The sequence below is a fragment of the Microbacterium sp. LWH7-1.2 genome (assembly GCF_038397755.1).
GTDB lineage: Bacteria > Actinomycetota > Actinomycetes > Actinomycetales > Microbacteriaceae > Microbacterium.
In genome coordinates this window covers 43,254-64,074 of the sequence record NZ_CP151637.1, presented here as the reverse complement: position 1 = coordinate 64,074, position 20,821 = coordinate 43,254, and the positions used below count along the sequence as shown (strand labels likewise).

18 protein-coding genes are annotated in these 20,821 nt (G+C 67.0%); 5 read left to right on the top strand and 13 right to left on the bottom strand.

Going from position 1 to position 20,821, the window contains the following annotated elements; genetic code table 11:
- Window positions 1-28: 28 nt before the first annotated feature.
- From MRBLWH7_RS00290 to MRBLWH7_RS00280, 3 genes are all read right to left on the bottom strand, one after another.
- Entirely contained in the window at window positions 29-829 is an 801-nt protein-coding gene (locus tag MRBLWH7_RS00290) for an ATP-binding cassette domain-containing protein (protein WP_341998043.1), read from the bottom strand.
- Window positions 826-1,860: an ABC transporter permease gene (locus tag MRBLWH7_RS00285; RefSeq protein WP_341998041.1), complete on the bottom strand. Its 1,035-nt coding sequence runs from the start codon at window positions 1,858-1,860 to the stop codon at window positions 826-828. The genes MRBLWH7_RS00290 and MRBLWH7_RS00285 overlap by 4 nt, the downstream gene beginning before the upstream one ends.
- Before the next feature lie 77 nt (window positions 1,861-1,937).
- Complete coding sequence (locus MRBLWH7_RS00280) at window positions 1,938-3,038, bottom strand: substrate-binding domain-containing protein (RefSeq protein WP_342002174.1); 1,101 nt, start codon at window positions 3,036-3,038, stop codon at window positions 1,938-1,940.
- Between MRBLWH7_RS00280 and MRBLWH7_RS00275 the strand changes: the two genes are divergently transcribed.
- The gene (locus MRBLWH7_RS00275) at window positions 3,037-4,233 is read left to right on the top strand and encodes a LacI family DNA-binding transcriptional regulator (protein WP_341998039.1); all 1,197 of its coding nucleotides are present in this window, start codon (window positions 3,037-3,039) and stop codon (window positions 4,231-4,233) included. The two genes, MRBLWH7_RS00280 and MRBLWH7_RS00275, sit on opposite strands and share 2 nt — an antisense overlap.
- A 242-nt stretch (window positions 4,234-4,475) precedes the next feature.
- Entirely contained in the window at window positions 4,476-7,910 is a 3,435-nt protein-coding gene (locus tag MRBLWH7_RS00270) for a GH32 C-terminal domain-containing protein (RefSeq protein ID WP_342002173.1), read from the top strand.
- A gap of 267 nt (window positions 7,911-8,177) precedes the next feature.
- Here the strand turns inward: MRBLWH7_RS00270 and MRBLWH7_RS00265 are convergent, their stop codons facing one another.
- From MRBLWH7_RS00265 to MRBLWH7_RS00245, 5 genes are all read right to left on the bottom strand, one after another.
- Window positions 8,178-9,239, bottom strand: coding sequence for a LacI family DNA-binding transcriptional regulator (locus tag MRBLWH7_RS00265; protein ID WP_341998037.1), 1,062 nt, complete (start codon window positions 9,237-9,239; stop codon window positions 8,178-8,180).
- Window positions 9,240-9,272: 33 nt separating this feature from the next.
- The gene (locus MRBLWH7_RS00260; protein WP_341998035.1) at window positions 9,273-10,685 is read right to left on the bottom strand and encodes a right-handed parallel beta-helix repeat-containing protein; all 1,413 of its coding nucleotides are present in this window, start codon (window positions 10,683-10,685) and stop codon (window positions 9,273-9,275) included.
- A gap of 25 nt (window positions 10,686-10,710) precedes the next feature.
- Window positions 10,711-11,547 carry a carbohydrate ABC transporter permease gene (locus tag MRBLWH7_RS00255; RefSeq protein ID WP_341998033.1) on the bottom strand — a complete coding sequence of 279 codons (837 nt, stop codon included), beginning with the start codon at window positions 11,545-11,547 and terminating at the stop codon, window positions 10,711-10,713.
- A complete protein-coding gene (locus tag MRBLWH7_RS00250) occupies window positions 11,544-12,395 on the bottom strand; it encodes a sugar ABC transporter permease (RefSeq protein WP_342002171.1) in 852 nt (283 codons plus the stop codon). Before MRBLWH7_RS00250 ends, MRBLWH7_RS00255 begins: the two co-directional genes overlap by 4 nt.
- A 179-nt stretch (window positions 12,396-12,574) precedes the next feature.
- Window positions 12,575-13,837, bottom strand: a complete 1,263-nt coding sequence (locus tag MRBLWH7_RS00245) for an extracellular solute-binding protein (RefSeq protein WP_341998031.1) — start codon at window positions 13,835-13,837, stop codon at window positions 12,575-12,577.
- A gap of 248 nt (window positions 13,838-14,085) precedes the next feature.
- Between MRBLWH7_RS00245 and MRBLWH7_RS00240 the strand changes: the two genes are divergently transcribed.
- Window positions 14,086-14,289, top strand: a complete 204-nt coding sequence (locus MRBLWH7_RS00240; RefSeq protein WP_341998028.1) for a heme-binding protein — start codon at window positions 14,086-14,088, stop codon at window positions 14,287-14,289.
- Window positions 14,290-14,456: 167 nt separating this feature from the next.
- Window positions 14,457-14,672 (top strand): hypothetical protein, encoded by a 216-nt coding sequence (locus MRBLWH7_RS00235; RefSeq protein WP_341998026.1) that lies wholly within the window; start codon window positions 14,457-14,459, stop codon window positions 14,670-14,672.
- A gap of 3 nt (window positions 14,673-14,675) precedes the next feature.
- On the opposite strand, the gene MRBLWH7_RS00230 is transcribed toward MRBLWH7_RS00235, so the two are convergent.
- The 5 genes from MRBLWH7_RS00230 to nrdH all read right to left on the bottom strand — a co-directional run bounded on the left by MRBLWH7_RS00230 (window position 14,676) and on the right by nrdH (window position 19,157).
- The gene (locus tag MRBLWH7_RS00230) at window positions 14,676-15,182 is read right to left on the bottom strand and encodes a hypothetical protein (protein WP_341998024.1); all 507 of its coding nucleotides are present in this window, start codon (window positions 15,180-15,182) and stop codon (window positions 14,676-14,678) included.
- Between the two features lie 128 nt (window positions 15,183-15,310).
- Window positions 15,311-16,285, bottom strand: coding sequence for a class 1b ribonucleoside-diphosphate reductase subunit beta (gene nrdF, locus MRBLWH7_RS00225; RefSeq protein ID WP_045299980.1), 975 nt, complete (start codon window positions 16,283-16,285; stop codon window positions 15,311-15,313).
- 51 nt (window positions 16,286-16,336) lie between these two features.
- On the bottom strand, window positions 16,337-18,490 hold the full coding sequence (gene nrdE / locus MRBLWH7_RS00220) for a class 1b ribonucleoside-diphosphate reductase subunit alpha (protein ID WP_341998019.1): 2,154 nt from the start codon (window positions 18,488-18,490) through the stop codon (window positions 16,337-16,339).
- On the bottom strand, window positions 18,475-18,921 hold the full coding sequence (gene nrdI / locus MRBLWH7_RS00215; protein ID WP_341998017.1) for a class Ib ribonucleoside-diphosphate reductase assembly flavoprotein NrdI: 447 nt from the start codon (window positions 18,919-18,921) through the stop codon (window positions 18,475-18,477). The genes nrdE and nrdI overlap by 16 nt, the downstream gene beginning before the upstream one ends.
- Before the next feature lie 2 nt (window positions 18,922-18,923).
- The gene (gene nrdH / locus MRBLWH7_RS00210; RefSeq protein ID WP_116196298.1) at window positions 18,924-19,157 is read right to left on the bottom strand and encodes a glutaredoxin-like protein NrdH; all 234 of its coding nucleotides are present in this window, start codon (window positions 19,155-19,157) and stop codon (window positions 18,924-18,926) included.
- A 403-nt stretch (window positions 19,158-19,560) separates the two neighbouring features.
- Between nrdH and MRBLWH7_RS00205 the strand changes: the two genes are divergently transcribed.
- Window positions 19,561-20,769 carry an MFS transporter gene (locus MRBLWH7_RS00205; RefSeq protein ID WP_341998014.1) on the top strand — a complete coding sequence of 403 codons (1,209 nt, stop codon included), beginning with the start codon at window positions 19,561-19,563 and terminating at the stop codon, window positions 20,767-20,769.
- The last annotated feature ends 52 nt before the right edge of the window (window positions 20,770-20,821 follow it).

Below are 20,821 nucleotides of genomic sequence, written 5' to 3'. Positions count from 1 at the left end.
CCGGGATGCTCCCCGGCCGAGCGAGGTCTCAGGCCTGTGCGGCTCCGGTCATGATGGCGACGGCATCCGTCATCGAATGCGACTGCGGAGTGATCGTCGCAGCGCGCTTGCCGAGTCGCTGCACGTGGATCCGGTCGGCGACCTGGAAGACGTGCGGCATGTTGTGCGAGATCAGAATGACCGGCACGTTGTGTTCGCGCAGTCGCTCGATCAGCTCCAGGACCTGGTTGGACTCGCGTACGCCGAGCGCCGCGGTCGGCTCGTCGAGGATGACGACCTTCGAGCCGAACGCCGCGGCGCGTGCGACCGCCACGGCTTGGCGCTGTCCTCCCGACAGGTTCTCGACCGCGACGGTCACGTCCTGAAGGGTCGAGATCCCGAGCTTCTGCACCTGCTCGCGTGCTTCCTTGCGCATGCCGGACTTGTCGAGCGCACGGAAGACCGTTCCGGCCAGTCCTGGCTTGCGCCGCTCCCGCCCGAGGAACAGATTGGCAGCCACGTCGAGAGCCGGTGAAACAGCGAGGTTCTGATAGACGGTCTCGATGCCCGCGGCACGGGCGTCCTGCGGGCGCTTGAAGTGCACCAGCTCGCCGTCGAGCCGCAGCTCGCCCTCGTCGGGCACATAGGCGCCGGTGAGGCACTTGATGAGCGTCGACTTTCCGGCGCCGTTGTCGCCGATGACGGCGAGGACCTCACCGGGGAACAGCTGCAGGCTCACGCCGTCGAGGCCGACGACTCGGCCGAAGGTCTTGACGAGGCGCTTCGCCTCGAGCACCGGGACGCCCTGGGGCGTCGGGGTGGGCTCCACGGCATCTTCGATGAGGCTCACTTGCGTACCTTTCTGATCCACTGATCGACCGCGACGGCCACGATGACGAGGATGCCGATCGCGAGGGTCTGATAGAGGCCGTCGACACCGGCGAGGAAGAGGCCGTTGCGGAAGACGCCGACGATGATCGCGCCGAGCAGGGTGCCCCAGATGACGCCGCGGCCGCCGAACAGGGACGTCCCGCCGATCACGACGGCGGTGATCGAGTCGAGGTTGAGGTCCGCGCCCGCATTGGGGCTCGCAGCGCCCGAGCGGCCGATCTGGATCCACGCCGCGACGGCGAGGACGGCGCCCGCGGCGATGTAGACGCCCATCAGCACGCGGCTCGTCGAGATGCCGGCGAGGCGCGCGGACTCAGCATCGTCACCGACGGCGTAGACGTGACGGCCCCACGCCGTGCGTCCCAGCACGTACGCGACGAGGACGTAGAGCGCGAGCATGATGAGCACGCCGACGGTCAGCCGTACATCGCCGATCGGGATGGGAGTCGCCGTCCACGTGAGCAGTGCGGGCATCTCGGCTTTGCGCACGGTCTGCCCGCCGCTGTAGAGGAGGGTCAGGGCGATGAACACGTTCAAGGTGCCGAGCGTCGCGATGAAGGGTGGGAGCTTCACCCGCGTGACGAGGAAACCGTTCAGCGCACCGGTGGCGAGAGCCGCCACCAGCCCGGCGAGCAAGGCGAGGGGCGCGGGGAATCCGTTGTGGAACGCGGTCTGCGCCATCACCATCGAGGCGAGGATCATGGCGGCGCCGACCGAGAGGTCGATTCCCGCGGTGAGGATGATGAGCGTCTGCGCGATGGCCACCGTGCCGACGACGGAGACCTGGTCGAGGACGAGCGAGAGGTTCGCCGGCGCGAAGAACCGCGGGTTGAGGCTGCCGAAGACGATGATGGCGAGCACGAGCACGATCGCCGGGCTGATGGCCGGGTACTTGTGCAGCACGCCGCGGACCCGGTCGAGCGGGGTACGCCGGTCGAGGAATTCGGCAGCGAGGTCGAGGGTGGAGGTGGGTGGAGCTGGCTGAGTCACAGTGTCACTTCCGTGGGGTGGAAAGGATGCTGCGACCGCCGCAGGCGTGACGGTCGCAGCATCCGTCATGGATCGGATTACTTGGTGCCCCAGCAGATCTCTGCGGCCTCGGTGGTGTCGATCGACTCGACGCCCTCGGCGGGCTGGTCGGTGACGAGCGCCACGCCGGTGTTGAAGAAGTCGAGACCGTCGCTGGTCTCCGGGGCTTCGCCGGTCTCGACGAGCTTGACGATCGCCTCGACGCCGAGCTCGGCCATCTTCACCGGGTACTGCTGGCTCGTCGCGTCGATGATGCCGTCGGCGACCTGGCCGACGCCGGCGCATCCGCCGTCGACCGAGACGATGAGCACGTCGTCCTTGCTCTTGCCGGCTGCCTCGAGCGCCTGGTAAGCGCCGTAGGCGGCGGGCTCGTTGATCGTGTAGACGACGTTGATGTCGGGGTTCTTGGCGAGGAGGTTCTCCATCGCCGTGCGACCGCCGTCCTCGGCGCCCTGCGACGCCTCGTTGCCGACGATCGTGTAGTCGCCGCCGTCGCCGCCGGTGTACGTGCCGGTCGGCTCCTCGTCGCCGTTCACCTTGTCGTCATTCAGCTCGATGCCCATGCCGTCGAGGAAGCCCTGGTCGCGGTTGTAGTCGACAGTCACGGCCTTGTCGTCGAACAGGTCGATGAGGCCGATCACCGCTTCCCCGCCGGCGAGCGTGGCTGCCGTCCACTGACCGATGTACTGGCCCGCCAGGAAGTTGTCGGTCGCGAACGTGATGTCCACGGCGTCCGCGGGGTCTGGCACCGTGTCCAGCGCGATCACGAAGAGGCCGGCGTCGCGCGCCTTCTCGACCGCATCCAGGACGGCGGGACCGTTGGGGGTGATCAGGATGCCGGCGTCACCCTTCGAGATGGCGGCCTCGATCGCCTGGATCTGGGTGTCTTCGTCACCGTCCTCCTTGCCCGCGGCAAGGGTGAGGTTGACGCCGTTCTCCTCCGCTGCGGCCTTCGCGCCGTCCTGCATCGCGATGAAGAACGGGTTCGAGTTCGTCTTGACGATGAGAGAGACACCGATCTCCTCGGAGCCGCCCTCGGTCGGAGTTGCGCCGCTCGTGCCGGCACAGCCGGTGAGCGTCAGCGCAGCGGCGGCTGACATCGCGAACGCTGCGAACAGAGCGGTGCGTCCCTTGTGCATGTGGTTCTTCATTGAGTTCCTCTCGGCCGACGTTGCCAGACTGACAACGATGTCAGAAGCGTTTGTATCGCAGCATTCGGCTAGGGTCAACTCGAAACTCCAATTTTGTGATGGGACTGTGACACCGATGTCAATCGCCAACCCGGCCCGTGGGCAGAAGCCGCGCGCCACGATGAAGCAGGTCGCCGCGCTGGCAGGCGTCGGCACCAAGACGGTCTCGAGGGTGGTGAACGACGAACCGAATGTCGCGCCCGGGACGGCGCAGCGCGTGTGGGACGCGGTCCGCGCACTGGACTACCACGTCGACCTCCAGGCAGGCAGCCTCCGACGCACGGACGGGCGCACGCGGACCCTCGGTCTGCTCATCAGCAGCGTCGACAACCCGTTCGCCGGCGCGATCCACCGCGCCGTAGAGGATGCCGCGACAGAGCGTGGGGTGGCCGTCTTCGCTTCCAGCCTCGACGACGACGCCGACCGGGAGGAGCGTGCGGTGACCGCGTTCCTGCAGCGCCGGGTGGACGGCCTGATCCTGACCACGGCGGGGCGCCGTCAGAACTATGTCGCGCATCTGCAGGATCGCGGCATCCCTGTCGTCTATGTCGACCGCGAGCCCAGAGGCACGGAGGCGGACTCCGTCACCAGCGACAATCGAGCCGCGGCCCGAGCGGGGACCGAATGGCTCATCTCCCACGGCCACCGCCGAATCGCCCTGCTCGCCGATCGCCGCGAGATTCCCACGGCGGCCGAGCGTGAGGGGGGATTTCTGGACGCCACGAGGGAGGCCGGGATCCCCACCGCGCAGACCCCGGTCATCGCCGGACTGCGGGATGCGGACGCCGCGCACCGAGCACTCAAGGCGCTCCTCGAGTCGGACCAGCCGCCGACCGCCGTGTTCAGCGCCCAGAACCTCATCACCATCGGCGCGATACATGCGCTGCGCGAAGCGGGAGCCGAGCACTCGGTTGCGCTGGTCGGCTTCGACGATGTCCCGCTGGCCGACCTCCTCGACCCCGGCATCACCGTGATCGCGCAGGACCCGCAGGAGATCGGGCGTATCGCCGTGGCGCGCATCTTCGAGCGGCTGGAAGGAGACACCTCTCCAGCACTCCACCACGTGGTGCCGACAAGCTTCGTTCCCCGTGGAAGCGGAGAGATCCCGCCGCCGTCGCAGTTGCCCGCCACGGCGAGCGCGTAGGCAGCGCGGTCCCGACGCCGGCGACGTGACGGATCACGTCGTTGCTTTGTCCAGCGGACAAGCCATAACATCTCGCCCTGACGGTCTGACATCGATGTCAGACGGGTCGGAAGACCCCGATGATCGCCAAGGAGGGCGAACTACTGATGGTGCGAGCACGATGGATGTCATTGCCTGGCGCGACGCGGACCCCGAGGGCTCCGCGGCCGCGCGCCGTCGCGGCGGCGGGACTGGCAGCGGGGATGATCGCGGCGGGGCTGGGGGCGCTGCCCCCCGCCGGCGCGGAGGAGATCGCGCTCGGGGATGAGCCCTACCGGCCCGCTGTCCACTTCACGCCCGAGCAGAACTGGATGAACGATCCAAACGGCATGGTGTACGTCGACGGCACCTACCACCTGTATTTCCAGCACAACCCGCAGGGCACCCGATGGGGCAACATGAGCTGGGGCCACGCCACCTCGGACGATCTGCTCCACTGGGAGGAGCAGCCCCTCGCCATTCCCCAGACGTTCGACGACGGCGGCCGCCCCATCGAGAGCATCTTCTCCGGCTCCGTGGTCGTCGACGAAGACAACACCTCCGGCTTCGGCGACGGGACGCGAGCTCCCCTCGTGGCCATCTACACCAGCGCGTACGAGCCGGCTCACCCGACTCGCGCGGGCGGGCAGGCACAGTCGCTGGCCTACAGCACGGACGGCGGATACACCTGGACGAAGTACGCCGGCAACCCCGTCGTCGACCGTGGCTCGGCGAACTTCCGCGACCCGAAGGTCTTCTGGTACGACGGCCCGGCCGGCAGCTACTGGGTGATGACCGCCGTCGAAGCGCTCGACCGCAAGGTGGTGCTGTACAAGAGCCAGGATCTGAAGACCTGGGAGCACCTCTCCGACTTCGGCCCCGCGAACTCGACCGGCGGCATCTGGGAGTGCCCCGACCTGTTCGAGCTGCCCGTCGACGGCGATCCTGACGACACCCGGTGGGTGATGGTGGTCAACCTCAACCCCGGCGCGGTCGCCGGCGGCAGCGGGGGCCAGTACTTCGTCGGCGACTTCGACGGCGTCACCTTTACCAGTGAGACCACGGAGGGCCCGCAGGCCCTGCCTGCAGGCGAGGTGTTCGCCGGCTTCGACGGCGGCACGTACAGCGGCTGGACGGTCGCCAACGAGCCCGGCAACTGGAAGGAAGGGCCGTGGGGGCCCGCGCCGGCGACCGGTACGCTGCCGGGCCAGAACCCGGTGGCCGGATATATCGGCGCAGGACTCGTCAACGGGTTCAACGACGGCGACTGGCCTGTGGGCGCGTTGGAGTCGCCCACGTTCACCGTGGGGAGCGACTACATCAATTTCCTCGTCGGCGGGGGGCGGCATCCGCATGTCTCCGGCGCGCAGCTGACCAACGATCCGCCCGCCGGCACCACTGTGTTCGACTTCGAGCTGCCCGACGGACAGGTCCTTTCGGACGCCGGCTGGGAGATCACCGGGGACTTCGCGACCGAACCGTGGCGCAACCCGTCGACCGCCGGCGGTGACTACTACCTCGGCGCGAAGCGCCTGAACACGTGGGAGGGCGGTCCGCGCGGCGACGACAACGTCGGCACGTACACCTCGCCGGCCTTCGCGCTCGACGGCGACCACGTCTCGTTCCTCATCGGCGGCGGCAAGCGCGCCGACGGCTCGCTCCAGGCCGAGCTCGTGGTCGACGGTGCCGTGGTGCGCACGCAGACCGGCCCGGAGGCGGGGCAGCTGAACTGGCGTTCGTGGGATGTCGCGGAGTACCGCGGGCAGAACGCTCAGCTGCGCATCCGAGACGAAGCCACCGGCGGCTGGGGCCACCTGACGTTCGACCATGTGGTGGTCGGCGATACGCCCGCGAAGCCGCGTTCGGACGAGACATCCGTCAATCTCGTCGTCGACGGCGAGATCGTGCGCACCGCGACCGGCGCCGACAGCGAGACCCTCGACTGGGCGAGCTGGAATGTGCGCGAGTTCGAAGGGCGGGAAGCCTCGATCCGTGTCATCGACAACAACCGCTTCGGCTGGGGGCACGTCCTGGTCGATCAGGTGATGTTCGCGGATGCCGCGGCCCCGACGCGCCTGGAGAGCTACGACTGGCTCGACTGGGGCCGCGACTACTACGCGGCCGTGTCGTACTTCGGAACGCCGTCCGGATCGCGGATCATGCAGGGCTGGATGAACAACTGGGACTACGCCAACGACATCCCGACCTCGACGTGGCGCAGCTCCATGGCCCTGCCGCGTGAGGTCACGCTCGTCTCGACACCGGCCGGCCCGCGCCTGTCGCAGCGCGTGGTGCCGCAGATCGGCGACCAGCTCGACACCGCTCAGGCCCAGACGCGCACCGCGATCGCCGTGGATGGTTCCACCGATCTGGACCTGTCGGGCGACGTCGTCAAGCTGGAGGTCGTGCTCCGTCCCGGCGACGCGGAGCAGGCCGGGGTCCGCGTCTTCGGCGACGGGGACTCCGGGACGCGCATCGGGTACGACGCCGAGGCCGGACGCGTCTTCGTCGACCGACGCGACTCGGGGAACACCGCGTTCCATCCGGCGTTCGCCTCGATCGAGGACGCGCCGCTGGCGCCCGCCGCCGACGGCACCGTCGCCTTCGAGGTCTACCTCGACCGCGCCTCGGTGGAGCTGTTCGCCGCCGGCGGGCTGCTGACGATCACCGACCAGGTGTTCCCCGACGCGGGTGCCGACGCCATCACGGGGTGGTCCGAGGGAGGCGAAGCGACCATCGAGCGGATCACCGTCACGCCGATGATGCCCGCCATGTGGCAGGAGCCTGAGCCTGCTGTGGCCCCAGGGGCGCCGACATCCGTCATCGCCACCACCGTCGGCGGCGCAGTCGAGGTCTCGTGGACGGCCCCGACCGACGACGGCGGCGCGCCCGTCACGGAGTATCGCCTGTACCAGGACGGCGTGGAGGCGCCGATCGCCACGTCGGCGACGACTGCCCACACCGTCGCGGGCCTTGCGCCGGGATCGACCGTGCGATTCACCGCGACCTCAGTGAACACCGCCGGCGAAAGCGAGCGATCGGACTGGTCGGTGCCGGTGACGATCCCCGACGGGGCCACCGCCGCACCCGCCCGGGGCGCCCTGTCGCGTGACAACGGCTGGGACACCGGACTTGCGGACGGCGACTACAACGTCACGATGAATCTGCACCGCGGACAGAACGCCTCGTCCTTCCGGCTGTTCGAGAACGGAGACCTGGTCGCGACGCTGCCGCTCGCCTACGGCGGCACCGCCGCGCAGCAGGCGAAGGTGCCGATCACCGGGAAGCCGAACGGCGTCTACGTCTACACCGGTGAGCTGGTGAACACGAAGGGCGTCACCTCGACGACCTCGGTGACGGTCAAGGTCACCCAGGCGACCCCCGGCAAGCCGGTGCTCTCCCACGACAACACCGACGGCGACGGCCGCTTCACGCTCACCGCGAACATGTGGTGGGGCACGAACGCGACGTCGTACCGGTTCTACGAGGGAGAGACGGTGATCGCCGAGGGCAGCCTCGTCGCGGCGACGCCAGGCCCGCAGTCGGCGACGACCGCGGTCAGTGGGGCGGCACTGGGAAAGCACACGTACCGTGTGGAGTTCATCAATGCCGCAGGGACGACGTCCAGCGCCCCGATCACGGTCAACGTGAAGAGGTAGCACCCCGGCCGGGCGGCACGGCGCTCTCGTGCGGCGTGCCGCCTGCGCTGATCAGAATGCGCGCAGGAACGCAAGCCTGGTGGCCCGGGCCCGAGCGCTCAGGAGCCGATGTTTCAGACCTGCTCACAACGGCGGACGTCGGAGGTGGAGGGGCTCGAAAGCGGAGTCTGCGGGGCGCGATTCGAACCCCTCCACGTGGTGCGACGATGTCGTCGGTCGATGTCGCCACTCGACGGCGAGCGGCAGAGCCGTGAGCGGACTGGCGGACTACTCGGGGCGCTCCAGGCGCGGCGCGGCGACCGACTCGCGCTCCACCACGGGACAGGCCAACACGGTCGGATGCTCGGTGAGCAGCGCCTCCTCGTGTTTGCCGTGAATGAGATCGGCGAGGGTGGATACGGCCCAGGCCCCCATTTCATAGTGCGGGAGCGAGACGGTGGTGAGTGTCGGGAACAGGCTGTCGGGTATCGGCGCCTGATCGTCGAAGCCGACGATGGAGAGGTCGGAGGGGATGACGAGTCCGCGCTCGCCTGCCGCCCGGTACGCGCCGACAGCCATTCGGTCGTTGTAGCAGAACACCGCGGTGGGAGCACGGTCGAGCAGTTCCAGGCTGGCGCGGTACCCGCCGCGCGCGTCTGCGGTGCCCGCCACCACGAGGTCTTCGGTCGGCAGACCTGCTGCGTGCATCCCGTCCAGGTAACCGAGGAGGCGTCCTCGCGTGGCGGGGACGTCCTCGGCGCTCGCGGCGAATGCGATCCGCCGGTGCCCCGCGCGCGCGAGCATCTCCACGACCGCGGCGGCGCCCGCACGCTCGTCGGGCAGCACCGCGGGGATGGTCCCCGCGAAATCTCGTGCGCCGATCAGCGCTGCGGGCCGGGACCGCAGATTCTCCGGGGCGACGATCACGTCGTGGTAGACCGTGGCGTAAATGATGCCGTCGACTTGCCGGTCGAGGAAGGCCTGGATCTGGGCCGCGTCCACCTCCGGCTCCGGATTCAGCACGGAGTTGATGATGGCGAGGGTGAGGTTTCGCCGACTGGCCTCTTCCTGGGCGCCGAGGATGATACGACCGGCGTGCGGCGTGGTCGCGATCTCCTCGGTGACCAGGCCGATCATGTCGGACGCCTGCGTTCGCAACCCGCGAGCGAGGCGGTTCGGCCGATAGCCCAGTTCCTCAGCGGCAGCGCGGACGCGCGCTGCGGTGTCTTCGCTGACCCGCGTATGCGGTGTGGCGTTGAGCACGTGAGAAACGGTGGTCTGTGAGACGCCCGCGTGTGCCGCGACGTCCCGGATGCCAGCGGTCTTCTCTGTCACTCGGCTCTCCGTCATCGTTGCCCTCTCACGTTCGTACCACCTTTTCGGTCAACGACGGTCCACGCGGCGGTCCCCCAGCGCCACCACGCCGGCGGGCAGCGGGGTGGACGCGGCGTGCACGCCGGATCCGATCGATGGGGTCGGCCGGAATGCGTTCGCCGCGAGATCCACGACGACCTCGTCATCGCGACCCGAATCGAGGATGGTGTTCCCGCTGGCCGTGGGATCGACCAGGACCGCGGTGACGGCGAGACGTCGCGAAGCGTGGGTCGTGAGCAAGGCGTCGACCTGTGCTTCGAAACATGAGTCGCCCGATGAGGTGGCGACGTCCAACCCCACCACGTGGTTGCTCGCGAGGTAGTTGTCGCTGCCGGCCACCAGCCGGATGATCACAGGGGTCGCGCCTGCCGGCCGGACGCTCTCGGAGTCGACGACCTCGGAGAAGTGGTTGCCGACGATCGAGTTGTTGCTGCCGGTGATCGCCAGAAGGCCGAAGAGGTCGTCCAGCCCGTTGTCCACCGCGAGGAACGGCGTCCAGGGCTCGTGATCGCGGAGGAAGTGATTCGAGCCCACCAGATTCTCCGAACTGTTCGCGGCGAGAACCATCATCCCCGGGTAGAACGAGTGGAGCCGGTTGTTGGTCACGCTCGACCGGGTGACACCGTGAAGATGCACGCTGCTCGCGCCGCGCGGAAAGACGTTGTTCGCGGTGATCAGAAGCCCACCATGGTTCTCGGCGTAGATCGAGTGACCGTGGGGGCCGGCTCCGATGAGGTTGTCGGTGATCTTCGACGCCTGGCCCCAGCTGCGCAGTTCGATGCACGAACCGCATTCCGCGATGAAGTTGTCGTGGATCGAGAGCGCGTCCGCTTTGTGGATCGTCAACGCGTGCTCGAGGTAGACGAACCCCATGCCTGTGATCCGGAATGAGTCGTTGGCATCCCTGACATGAATGCCCGTCTTTCCATTGGCGTACGAGTTCTCCGGGTTCTCCCCCGGTCGGTCGCCGACGAAGTGCAGCCCGTCGATGCAGAAGCCTGAGAATTCGACAGAGCTGATTCTGGGACTTCCGCTGCGCGCCACCAGGAATGCGGCGCCGGCGGATTCCTCCTGGGCGTCTCCGGCAGCGATGTCGACGAGGATGCGGCTGCCTCCGGGCCACAGCTCATGCAGCGCGTGCCATTCGTCTTCGGGAACGTTGAACCGGATGCTGGACGAGGTGAAGCCGTGTCCCGCGCCTTCGATCCGCAGGAAGCTGACGTCGATCAGCACCTGGGTGCGAAGTCGGTAGTCCCCCGGCGGGATGTGGATCACGGCGCCCGGCTTTCCCCCGTCCCCCATGCCGGGCACTGCTTGGCGGGCCTTGACGTCCGCGATGATGCTGTTGATGACCTCGCCGATGTCCTGGTAGGGATCGCCGTGAGGCCACGCCGTCACGTCGTAAGTGTTGTCACTCGACATTGATGTCCAATCGTGTCCCGGCTTCTCAGCCCTTGACTGCGCCGAGGGTGAGGCCGGCGACGATCTGCCGCTGGAGGAAGAGCGTGAGCAGGATGACGGGGATCGAGTAGACCGCGGCCAGCGCCGTCATCCCTCCCCAGTCCAGGCCGAACTGGCTCTGGAAGTTGGCGATCACGACCGGGGTGGTCTGCGCCCTGACAGAGGTGAGCAGGAGCGCGAAGAGGAACTCGTTCCACGAGGCGAGGAACGCGAAGATCGCGGTCACTGCGAGGCCGCCCGACACGACGGGCAGCACGACCCGCCACATCGCCTGGAGCCGGTTGCAGCCGTCGACCTCGGCCGCTTCGCTCAACTCGTCCGGGACGGCCTCGAAGAAGCTCGCCATCAGCCAGATGGAGAGGGGAAGCGAGATCGTGGTGTGCGCGAGAGCGAGCCCGAAAGAGGAGTCGGTCAATCCGATGTTGCGCATCACCTCGATGAGGGGCGCCCCCACGGCGATGGTCGGCACCATTCGGGTGACGAGCGCCGCCACGATGAACACGCGTCCGCTGGGGGTGCGGAACCGGGTGATCGCGTAGGCGGCGGGCACTGCGAGCACCAGCGACAGCACGGTCGAGGTGACCGCGGTGACGACGCTGTTGATGAGTGCTGCCGGAACCCCCTCGCGGGTGAGCGCGGACACGTAGTTGTCGAGGGTCCACGTCTCGGGCCACACCGATGGCGGCACGGCGATCGCGTCGAGCGGGGGCTTGAACGACGTCAGCAGCAGGTAGAGGAACGGGAACCCGTACATGATGATGGCGGCGGCGAGCAGGACCCACAGGAGGATGCGGCTCTTGCCCCGGGTCTCGAGAGGATTCATCGTGTGCTCCCTGGACGCCAGATCAGCAGGATGGCGGCGATGGCCACGGCCAGCATGACGATGAGATAGACCGTTCCCATGGCGCTGGCCAATCCCGGATCCCCGAACCGGGTCATGGTGCGGTAGATGAGAAGGCTCAGCGTCGTCGTGCTGCCCTGAGGGCCGCCATCCGTCTGGATGAGGATGATGTCGAACGCCCGGGCCGCGTCGATTCCGCGCACGATGAGTGCCACCGCGATCACGGGTCGCAGCAGCGGGATGATGATGCTGAACAGGATCCGCGGGTACCGGGCGCCGTCGATGCGGGCGGCTTCGATCACATCGCCGGGGACGTTCTGCAGACCGGCGAACAGGACGAGTGTGATGAACGAGGTCGTCAGCCAGATGTCGGGCAGCGCAACCGAGAACAGCGCGATGTTCGGGTCGCTCAGCCACTGGATCTGATCGGGGCTGGACAGGATGTGCGCCTCGTAGAGCAACTGGTTGACGATGCCGAAGTTGTCGATGAGGAGGAATCGCCACAGCAGGCCCGCGACCACCGGTGCGATCATCAGCGGGTACATGAACACGGTGCGGAAGACGGCCGACCGTCGGCCGAGGGCGGTGAACAGCAGCGCCACGGCGAGACCGAGGACGAACTCGGCGGTCACGACGAAGACTGTGTACACGATCGTGCGGACGGATGCCGACTGGAAGGCATCCGAGGCGAAGGCGGTCGCGTAGTTGGCGAAGCCGACGAACGTCCGCGGCGCACCGGCGAACGGCGAGATCTCGAAGAAGCTGTCGTAGATGAACCGGACGAGGGGCCACAGCACGAAGCCGGCGAGGAACAGGGCCGCCGGCGCCATGAGCAGCAGCGCGAATCGGCGGTCGCCGCTGTCCTTGCTGCGGTGCTTGCGCGAGTGCGGGCGTGAGGCCTGGGGCGGGCGTGAGCCCGGGTGCGGGGCCCGCGGCGGGACGGCCGGGGCCGCCCCACCGCGGGTTGCAGGAGCGAGAGTCTCCACGGAAAACCTTCTGGATGGATCGTCTACTGGGCGATCGACTCGATCTGGGACTTGGCGTCCGACAGGAGCTGCGCGGTGTCAGCTCCCGGCTCGACGGCCTTCTGGATCATCGGCACGAGCACGGAGTCGACGATCTCCTGCCACTGCGCAGTCGCCGGCCGGGGCAGCGACTGCGGCGCCTCCAGCGTGGTGACCAGAGCGGGATAGTTCTCGAATCCGGCTTCCCCTTGCTTGCTCTCGAACGCGCTCTTGCGGGCGACCAGGCCCAACGAGGTATCGGCAGCGAGGTCATTGCGCTCGTACGCGAACGCGATGAAGTCCTTCGCCTCGTCCTGCTTGGCTCCCGACGCGGGGACCGACAGGTACCACGCGCCGGGCACTCCCGCCACGCCACCGGGGCCCCCGATCATCGGGGCGACGCCGATGGCGTCCTTCACGGCCGAATCCTCCGGCGTCTGCCGATAGGCATGGCCCCAGAATCGCATCATCGCGAGCTTGCCCTGGTAGAAGAGATTCTGTGCTCCCGCCCAGTCGAGCTGCGCGGCGCCGGACGGAGCGTACGGGAGCAGGCTGACGTAGTAGTCGAGCGCTTCCTTGTGCGCGGCGTCGTCGATCGTCACCTCGCCGCTGTCGGTGTCGATCACCATGTTCTCTTCACCGGCCTGCGACACCGTGGCCAGCCACTCCGTCTCGACGGCACCCTTCACATCGGTGCCGTACAGATCGATCGCACCGTCGCCGTCGGTGTCGCGGGTGAAGAACTCCGCGATATCGCGGTACTGCTCCCACGTGGTCGGCGCGCTCAAGGGATAGCCGTACTTCGCCTCGAAATCGGCCATATTCTTCGGGTCCTCGAAGAGGTCGGTGCGGTAGAAGAGGATCTCGGAGTTCGTCCAGACCGGCATGCCGACGAACGTGCCATCCACCTGCGACTCGCTCACCAGGCCGCCGAACAGGTCGGACTCGACGTCGTCGGTGTACAGGTCGTCCAGCGGCGCCAGCCCGGGCGCGAAGGCGGGAAGCCAGATCGCGTCGAGCGCGGCGATGTCGAAAGAGGGGTTTCCTGCCTGCAGCTCGGACGAGATGCGGTCGTAGAGCCCCGCGTACGGAAGTTCCACGAGGGTGACCTCCGTACCCGTCTCATCCTTGTACAGATCGGCGATCGGCTGCAGTTCAGCCTTTCCGCCACCCTCGACCACGACGGTCAGCGCACCGTCGTCAGCGGCGGGTTCACCACCACCGCCTCCGGCGCCGCAACCGCTCAGTGCGATGGCTGCGGTCGTCACGGCTGCCGCCGCAACCAGTCCCCGGCGGAAACGTGCGTCCGCCGGCATGCGAAGCTTCATCACTTCGACTCCATTCATTGATGTACAGGAGGGTGCAGACTCCGGTCGGGACGCCGTGCCAATACGATTTGCCAAACCGTCTTGGCACGACCATAGCGGCAGTGGCGGAGGGAGTCAAGAATCAGCTCGTCGTCGATCCCCACGGAATGAGCCGGTCCGACGACCGCCCGAGAATCCGGGCTTGCAGGATGGGTGCCGACCGGGCCGACGCAACCGTCAGCGTCACCGTTCTCGACGCCGGAGGCCACCTCCTCGCCTTCCGTCGCGACGACAACGCGGTGCTGATCTCCGGGGAGACCAGCACTCGCAAGGCCTACACCGCTGCTCAACCGGTACCGCATCGCACCGCGCCGACTGCGCACGCAGACGCAGACCTGCCGGTTGTGCGGTGAGGCGGCGGTGTACGCCGAGTGGACGCTCGACCGGAATGGAGCGATCGCGCAGTCCGAGCAGTGCACCGTGTGCGGGGAACGGTACGACCCGAACCAACTGCCCACTCGCGCCGCGGTACTGATGCTCGCGGAGTGGAGGCCGGCGCCCGATCTCGAGGAGGTGACCGATGACGCTGCTCACGTACCGGCAGGCAGCCCGGAGAGTGAATCGCTCCATCATCACGATCAAACGGTGGCGTAGACGTGGCCTCCCCATGACCTGGCAGGGCCGGCGCCGCGTCGTCGACGAGACCACCCTTCTCGCCTGGTGGCGGGAACGCATGGAGAACGATCCCGTCCACCAGAACCGCATCCGACAGCAACAGGAAGGAGCGACCGAGTAGAGGTCAGTCCCCGAGTGGGAGCGGGCCTCCCCTATCCATGACTCGTTCTCGCCAGGCGTCAACCTCCGGCTTGGCCCGTGCCACGAACGCGCGGGCCTTCCGTCTGTCCATGAGGTAGGCGAGCAGCACCCCCTGCAGTTCAGAGGCAAGAACGACTCGATGCTCCCCCTGAGCTGTAGACACTGCCTCAACCATCCACGCCGCCCAGTGCGCAACCGCGCGATCACGTCCCTTCATGACGGCGTAGAGCGACAGAGTCGACGCGACAATCTCTGTCAACGGTCCCATCGTCGGCTTATGCCTGAGCGATGAGAAGGGGATCCAGCGGGCAAAGTCCCGCAGCACCATATCCGGCACCTGATCGAGTGCGCTGAGCGCGCGAGCAACCGCTGCTGTACGCCGATCAGATCGGTCGCGGACGAAGCGGATGATCTCTGCTGCGAGGAAGGTCACGGCAACGACGGCGCCGGTGATGATCGCTGCGAGCACGGTGGCAGTGCTGTTGTCCATCGTCGTGCGGTCCTCCGCGGATGTGGGCAAAGTGTGGGCAAAGGCCCCCGGCTCGCCGCTCACGGAGCAGGTAGCCGGGGGCCTTATGGCTGGTCAGGACCGAGCGGAATCCGCGGAATCACGCGGTTCTAGAAGTCCCAGTCCTCGTCCTCGGTGGCCTCGGCCTTGCCGATGACGTACGACGAGCCGGACCCGCTGAAGAAGTCGTGGTTCTCATCGGCGTTCGGTGAGAGGGCCGACAGGATCGCCGGGTTCACGTTCGTGACGGTCGAGGGGAACATCGCCTCGTAGCCCAGGTTCATGAGGGCCTTGTTGGCGTTGTAGTGCAGGAACTTCTTGACGTCCTCGGTGAGGCCGACGCCGTCGTAGAGGTCCTGCGTGTACTGCACCTCGTTGTCGTAGAGCTCGTAGAGCAGCGAGAACGTGTAGTCCTTGATCTCGTCGCGCTTGGCCTGATCGACCGTCTCGAGCCCCCGCTGGAACTTGTAGCCGATGTAATAGCCGTGCACGGCCTCGTCGCGGATGATGAGGCGGATGAGGTCGGCCGTGTTGGTCAGCTTCGCCCGGCTCGACCAGTGCATCGGCAGGTAGAAGCCCGAGTAGAAGAGGAACGACTCGAGCAGGGTCGAGGCGACCTTGCGCTTGAGGGGCTCGTCGCCGCGGTAGTACTCCATGACGATCTGAGCCTTCTTCTGAAGGTTCTCGTTCTCGACCGACCAGCGGAACGCCTCGTCGATCTCCTTCGTCGAGCACAGCGTCGAGAAGATCGACGAGTAGGACTTCGCGTGCACCGACTCCATGAACGCGATGTTCGTGTAGACGGCCTCCTCGTGCGGGGTGATCGCGTCCGGGATGAGCGACACCGCGCCCACCGTGCCCTGGATGGTGTCCAGGAGCGTGAGCCCCGTGAACACGCGCATCGTGAGGGTCTGCTCCTCGGGGGTGAGCGTGTTCCACGACTGGATGTCGTTCGACAGCGGCACCTTCTCGGGCAGCCAGAAGTTGTTCACGAGGCGGTTCCACACCTCGAGGTCCTTGTCGTCCTGGATGCGGTTCCAGTTGATGGCCTGGACGTGGTCCAGGAGCTGGAGCTTCTCGCTCATCTTTCTCTCTCTTCGCGTTTCGTCTCGCTGCGCTCGCTCAGCGGCCGGTCATCAGAGCGTGCACGAAACGCACTCGCTCATGTCCGTGCCCTCGAGGGCCATCTGGCGGAGGCGGATGTAGTAGATCGTCTTGATGCCCTTGCGCCACGCGTAGATCTGGGCCTTGTTGATGTCTCGCGTGGTCGCGGTGTCCTTGAAGAAAAGCGTGAGCGACAGCCCTTGGTCGACGTGCTGGGTGGCGGCGGCGTACGTGTCGATGACCTTCTCGTAGCCGATCTCGTACGCGTCCTGGTAATACTCCAGGTTGTCGTTCGTCATGAACGCCGCCGGGTAGTAGACGCGGCCGAGCTTGCCTTCCTTGCGGATCTCGATCTTCGCCGCGATCGGGTGGATCGACGACGTCGAGTTGTTGATGTACGAGATCGAGCCGGTCGGCGGCACCGCCTGCAGGTTCTGGTTGTAGATGCCGTGCTGCTGGATCGATGCCTTCAGCGCGCGCCAGTCGTCCTGCGTGGGGATGTGGTGGCCCTCGAACATCTCGGCGACCTTGGCCGTCGCCGGCACCCACTCCTGCTCGATGTACTTGTCGAAGAACTCGCCCGAGGCGTACGTCGAGTCGGCGAACCCGTCGAAGGTCTCCCCTCGCTCGATCGCGATCTTGTTCGACGCGGTCAGCGCGTGGAACAGCACGGAGTAGAAGTAGATGTTCGTGAAGTCGACTCCCTCTTCCGACCCGTAGTAGACGTGCTCACGGGCGAGGTAGCCGTGCAGGTTCATCTGGCCCAGGCCGATCGCGTGCGAGCGGTCGTTGCCGTCCTCGATGGAGCGGACCGAGCGGATGTGGCTCTGGTCGCTCACCGCGGTGAGGGCACGGATGCTGGTGTCCACCGTCTTCGCGAGGTCGCCGCCGTCCATCGCCAGGGCGATGTTGAGCGAGCCCAGGTTGCACGAGATGTCCTTGCCGATCTGGTCGTACGACAGGTCCTCGTTGAACGTGGTCGGCGTGTTGACCTGCAGGATCTCGGAGCACAGGTTCGACATGTTGATCCGGCCCTTGATCGGGTTGGCCTTGTTCACCGTGTCCTCGAACATGATGTACGGGTAGCCCGACTCGAACTGGATCTCGGCGAGGGTCTGGAAGAACTCGCGCGCGTTGATCTTCGTCTTCTTGATGCGCGGGTCGTCGACCATCTCGCGGTACTTCTCGGTGACCGAGATGTCGCCGAACGGCACGCCGTAGACGCGCTCCACGTCGTACGGGGAGAACAGGTACATGTCCTCGCCGTTCTTGGCGAGCTCGAACGTGATGTCGGGGACGACGACGCCCAGCGACAGCGTCTTGATGCGGATCTTCTCGTCGGCGTTCTCGCGCTTCGTGTCGAGGAACCGCATGATGTCCGGGTGGTGCGCGTTGAGGTACACGGCACCGGCACCCTGACGCGCGCCGAGCTGGTTGGCGTACGAGAAGGAGTCTTCGAGGAGCTTCATCACCGGGATGATGCCGCTCGACTGGTTCTCGATCTGCTTGATCGGCGCACCCGACTCGCGGATGTTCGACAGCAGCAGGGCCACGCCGCCGCCGCGCTTGGACAGCTGCAGGGCGGAGTTGATGCCGCGGGCGATCGACTCCATGTTGTCTTCGATGCGCAGCAGGAAGCACGAGACGAGCTCGCCGCGCTGCGCCTTGCCGGCATTGAGGAACGTGGGGGTCGCGGGCTGGAACCGGCCCGAGATGATCTCCTCCACGAGCGCGGTGGCCAGCTTCTCGTCGCCGTCGGCCAGCGCGAGCGCGGTCATGACGACGCGGTCCTCGAAGCGCTCGAGGTAGCGCTTGCCGTCGAAGGTCTTGAGCGTGTAGCTCGTGTAGTACTTGAACGCGCCCAGGAAGGTCTCGAAGCGGAACTTCTTCGAGTAGGCGAGGTCGTTGAGCTTCTGGATGTACTCGAACGAGTACTTGTCGAGCACGGCGCCCTCGTAGTACTCCTTCTCGACCAGGTAGTCGAGCCGCTCCTTGAGCGAGTGGAAGAACACCGTGTTCTGGTTCACGTGCTGCAGGAAGTACTCCCGCGCCGCGCGCTTGTCGGCGTCGAACTGGATCTTGCCGTCGGCGTCGTACAGGTTGAGCATCGCGTTGAGGGCGTGGTAGTCCATGCCCTCGAAGCGTGCCTGTGTCTTGAAGTCGGTCTGCGTCAGAGTTCCCACCATCGTTCCAATCCCGCGTTCACGCGTTCCACATCTTCGGGCGTGCCGAATACCTCTAGCCGGTACAAGTGCGGCACGTGACACTTACGGCTGATGATGTCGCCGGCGATGCAGAAGTGCTCGCCGAAGTTGGTGTTCCCCGCGGAGATGACCCCGCGGATGAGGCCCCGGTTGCGCTCGTCGTTGAGGAACCGGATGACCTGCTTCGGAACGGCGCCCCTCTCGACGCCCTTGCCCTGGCCTCCGCCATAGGTGGGTGTCACGAGGACGTACGGCTCGTCGACCACCAGCGCCGGATCCGTCGAGTGAAGCGGGATCCGGACCGCTCGCGCGCCGAGCTTCTCGATGAAACGTGCGGTGTTGCCCGACACGCTCGAGAAGTAGACCAGCAGCGGCGCGTCTGTCGCGACGCGCTGCGCCACGACCGCCGACATGGTCAGGCCAGACGCGAGGCGAGCTCGTCGATCTTGTCGGGACGGAAGCCCGACCAGTGGTCCTCATCGGTGATGACGACCGGCGCCTGGAGGTAGCCCAGCGCCTTGACCTGCTCGAGGGCCGCGGGGTCCTCGGAGAGGTCGTGGATTTCGTACTCGATCCCCTTGGAGTCGAGTGCTCGATACGTCGCCGTGCACTGCACGCACGCGGGCTTCGTGTAAACCGTGATCGCCATGTCGATTCCGTCTCCTCAGTGCTTCCCCCGGTGGCATCCGGTGCTCTTCCCGGTAGTCCCCCCACCGGGAGTCCAATACTACATATGGGTACCGACATTCGATAGCACCACAAGGGCTAGTAGTTACATCGGTGTGATTTTCCACCGTTCTCCCCATGTACAACACAGGTTGTCCACGGATTCATCCACAGCCGCAAGGGCCTGGAAAAGGCCAGGATCACGGGGCTTTCGAACGCCACGGCCGCATCCGTCCACAGCCGCGAAGCTAGCCACCGCCTCCGACATCGGATTCGGCTGTGGATAACCGATCCGGCGTGTCGCGGGAGTGTCGCGCATGGCCGGTGCGCGGGCATCCGGATGCGGCCATACCAGAACGTGCCCGGGCGTACCGTAACGTTGTCGGGTGGCCGGCTACCGGGAAGTTCTACGCATCCCCGGGGTGGCCCGTATCATCGCGGCTCAGCTGACGGCGCGCTTCCCCAACGGGATGATCAGCCTCGTGATCCTCCTGCACATCGAGGGGATCACCGGCTCGTACGGCGCGGCAGGCGTGGTCCTCGCTGCGGTGTCGATCGGCCAGGCACTCGCCGGCCCGGTCACGAGCCGCTGGATGGGCCGCTGGGGCATGCGCAGGGTGCTGACCCTCACCACCGTCGTGGCCGCCGCATCCCTGACCGCGATCGCGTTCCTCGTCGTCCCCGTTCCGGTCTACATCGTCCTCGGCTTCATCGCGGGCGCCGCGACGCCGCCGATCGTCGCGGCGGTGCGCACCATCTACGCCAAGATGGTCAACTCCACGCAGCTGACCGCGCTCTACTCGCTGGACGCCTCGCTGCAGGAGTTCATCTGGATCCTCGCCCCGGTGCTCATCACCTTCGTCGCGACGCAGGCCGGCACGGTCGTCGGCCTCATGCTGGTCGTGGTGATCCTGGTGGCAGGCGGCGCCTGGTTCATCCTCTCCCCCGAGGTCGGGCGCGTGCGCATCCCGCGCAGCAAGCGCTCGTTCGGCAAGGTGCTGACCCGGCCGCCGATCCTGCTGGCGACGGTGATCGGCTTCCTTCTCATCGGCTCGTTCGCCGCCGTCGAGGCGAGCGTGGTGGCGACCTTCGACCACGGCGGACTCGAGGCGGGACTCGTCCTCGCCGTCTTCTCGATCGGCAGCCTCGCCGGGGGCCTCACCTTCGGGCACCTGCCGATGGGACGCTGGGCGATGGCGCGGCGTCTGACGGTCGTGGCCATCGGGCTCGCCCTCACCGCGCTGTGGGTCAACGTGTGGTGGATCGGCGCCACGCTCTTCCTCGCCGGCATCGGCATCGCGCCGGCCCTCGCCGTGCTCTCAGCAGTCACGACCGCGAGCGTCAAGTTCAGCGACACCGCCGAGGCGTTCGGGTGGGTCGGCACGGGCCAGCTCATCGGCGCTGCGGCCGGATCGGCCGTCGCCGGCATCCTCATCGACGGCCCGGGCGGCGTCACGGCGGCGTACACGTCCGCCGCGGCGTTCTGCGCGCTGGGTCTCGTCGTCGCCATCGTGTTCGCGCGCGGCCTTCCCGACCTGCGGGTGCGCGGCGCGAGCCCCATCCCCGACACCGAGCCGGTGACGACGATCGGCTGAGCGATGCGCCCCAGGGACGTCGCGGCGTCGAGGGGCCATGCCGCTGCCCTCG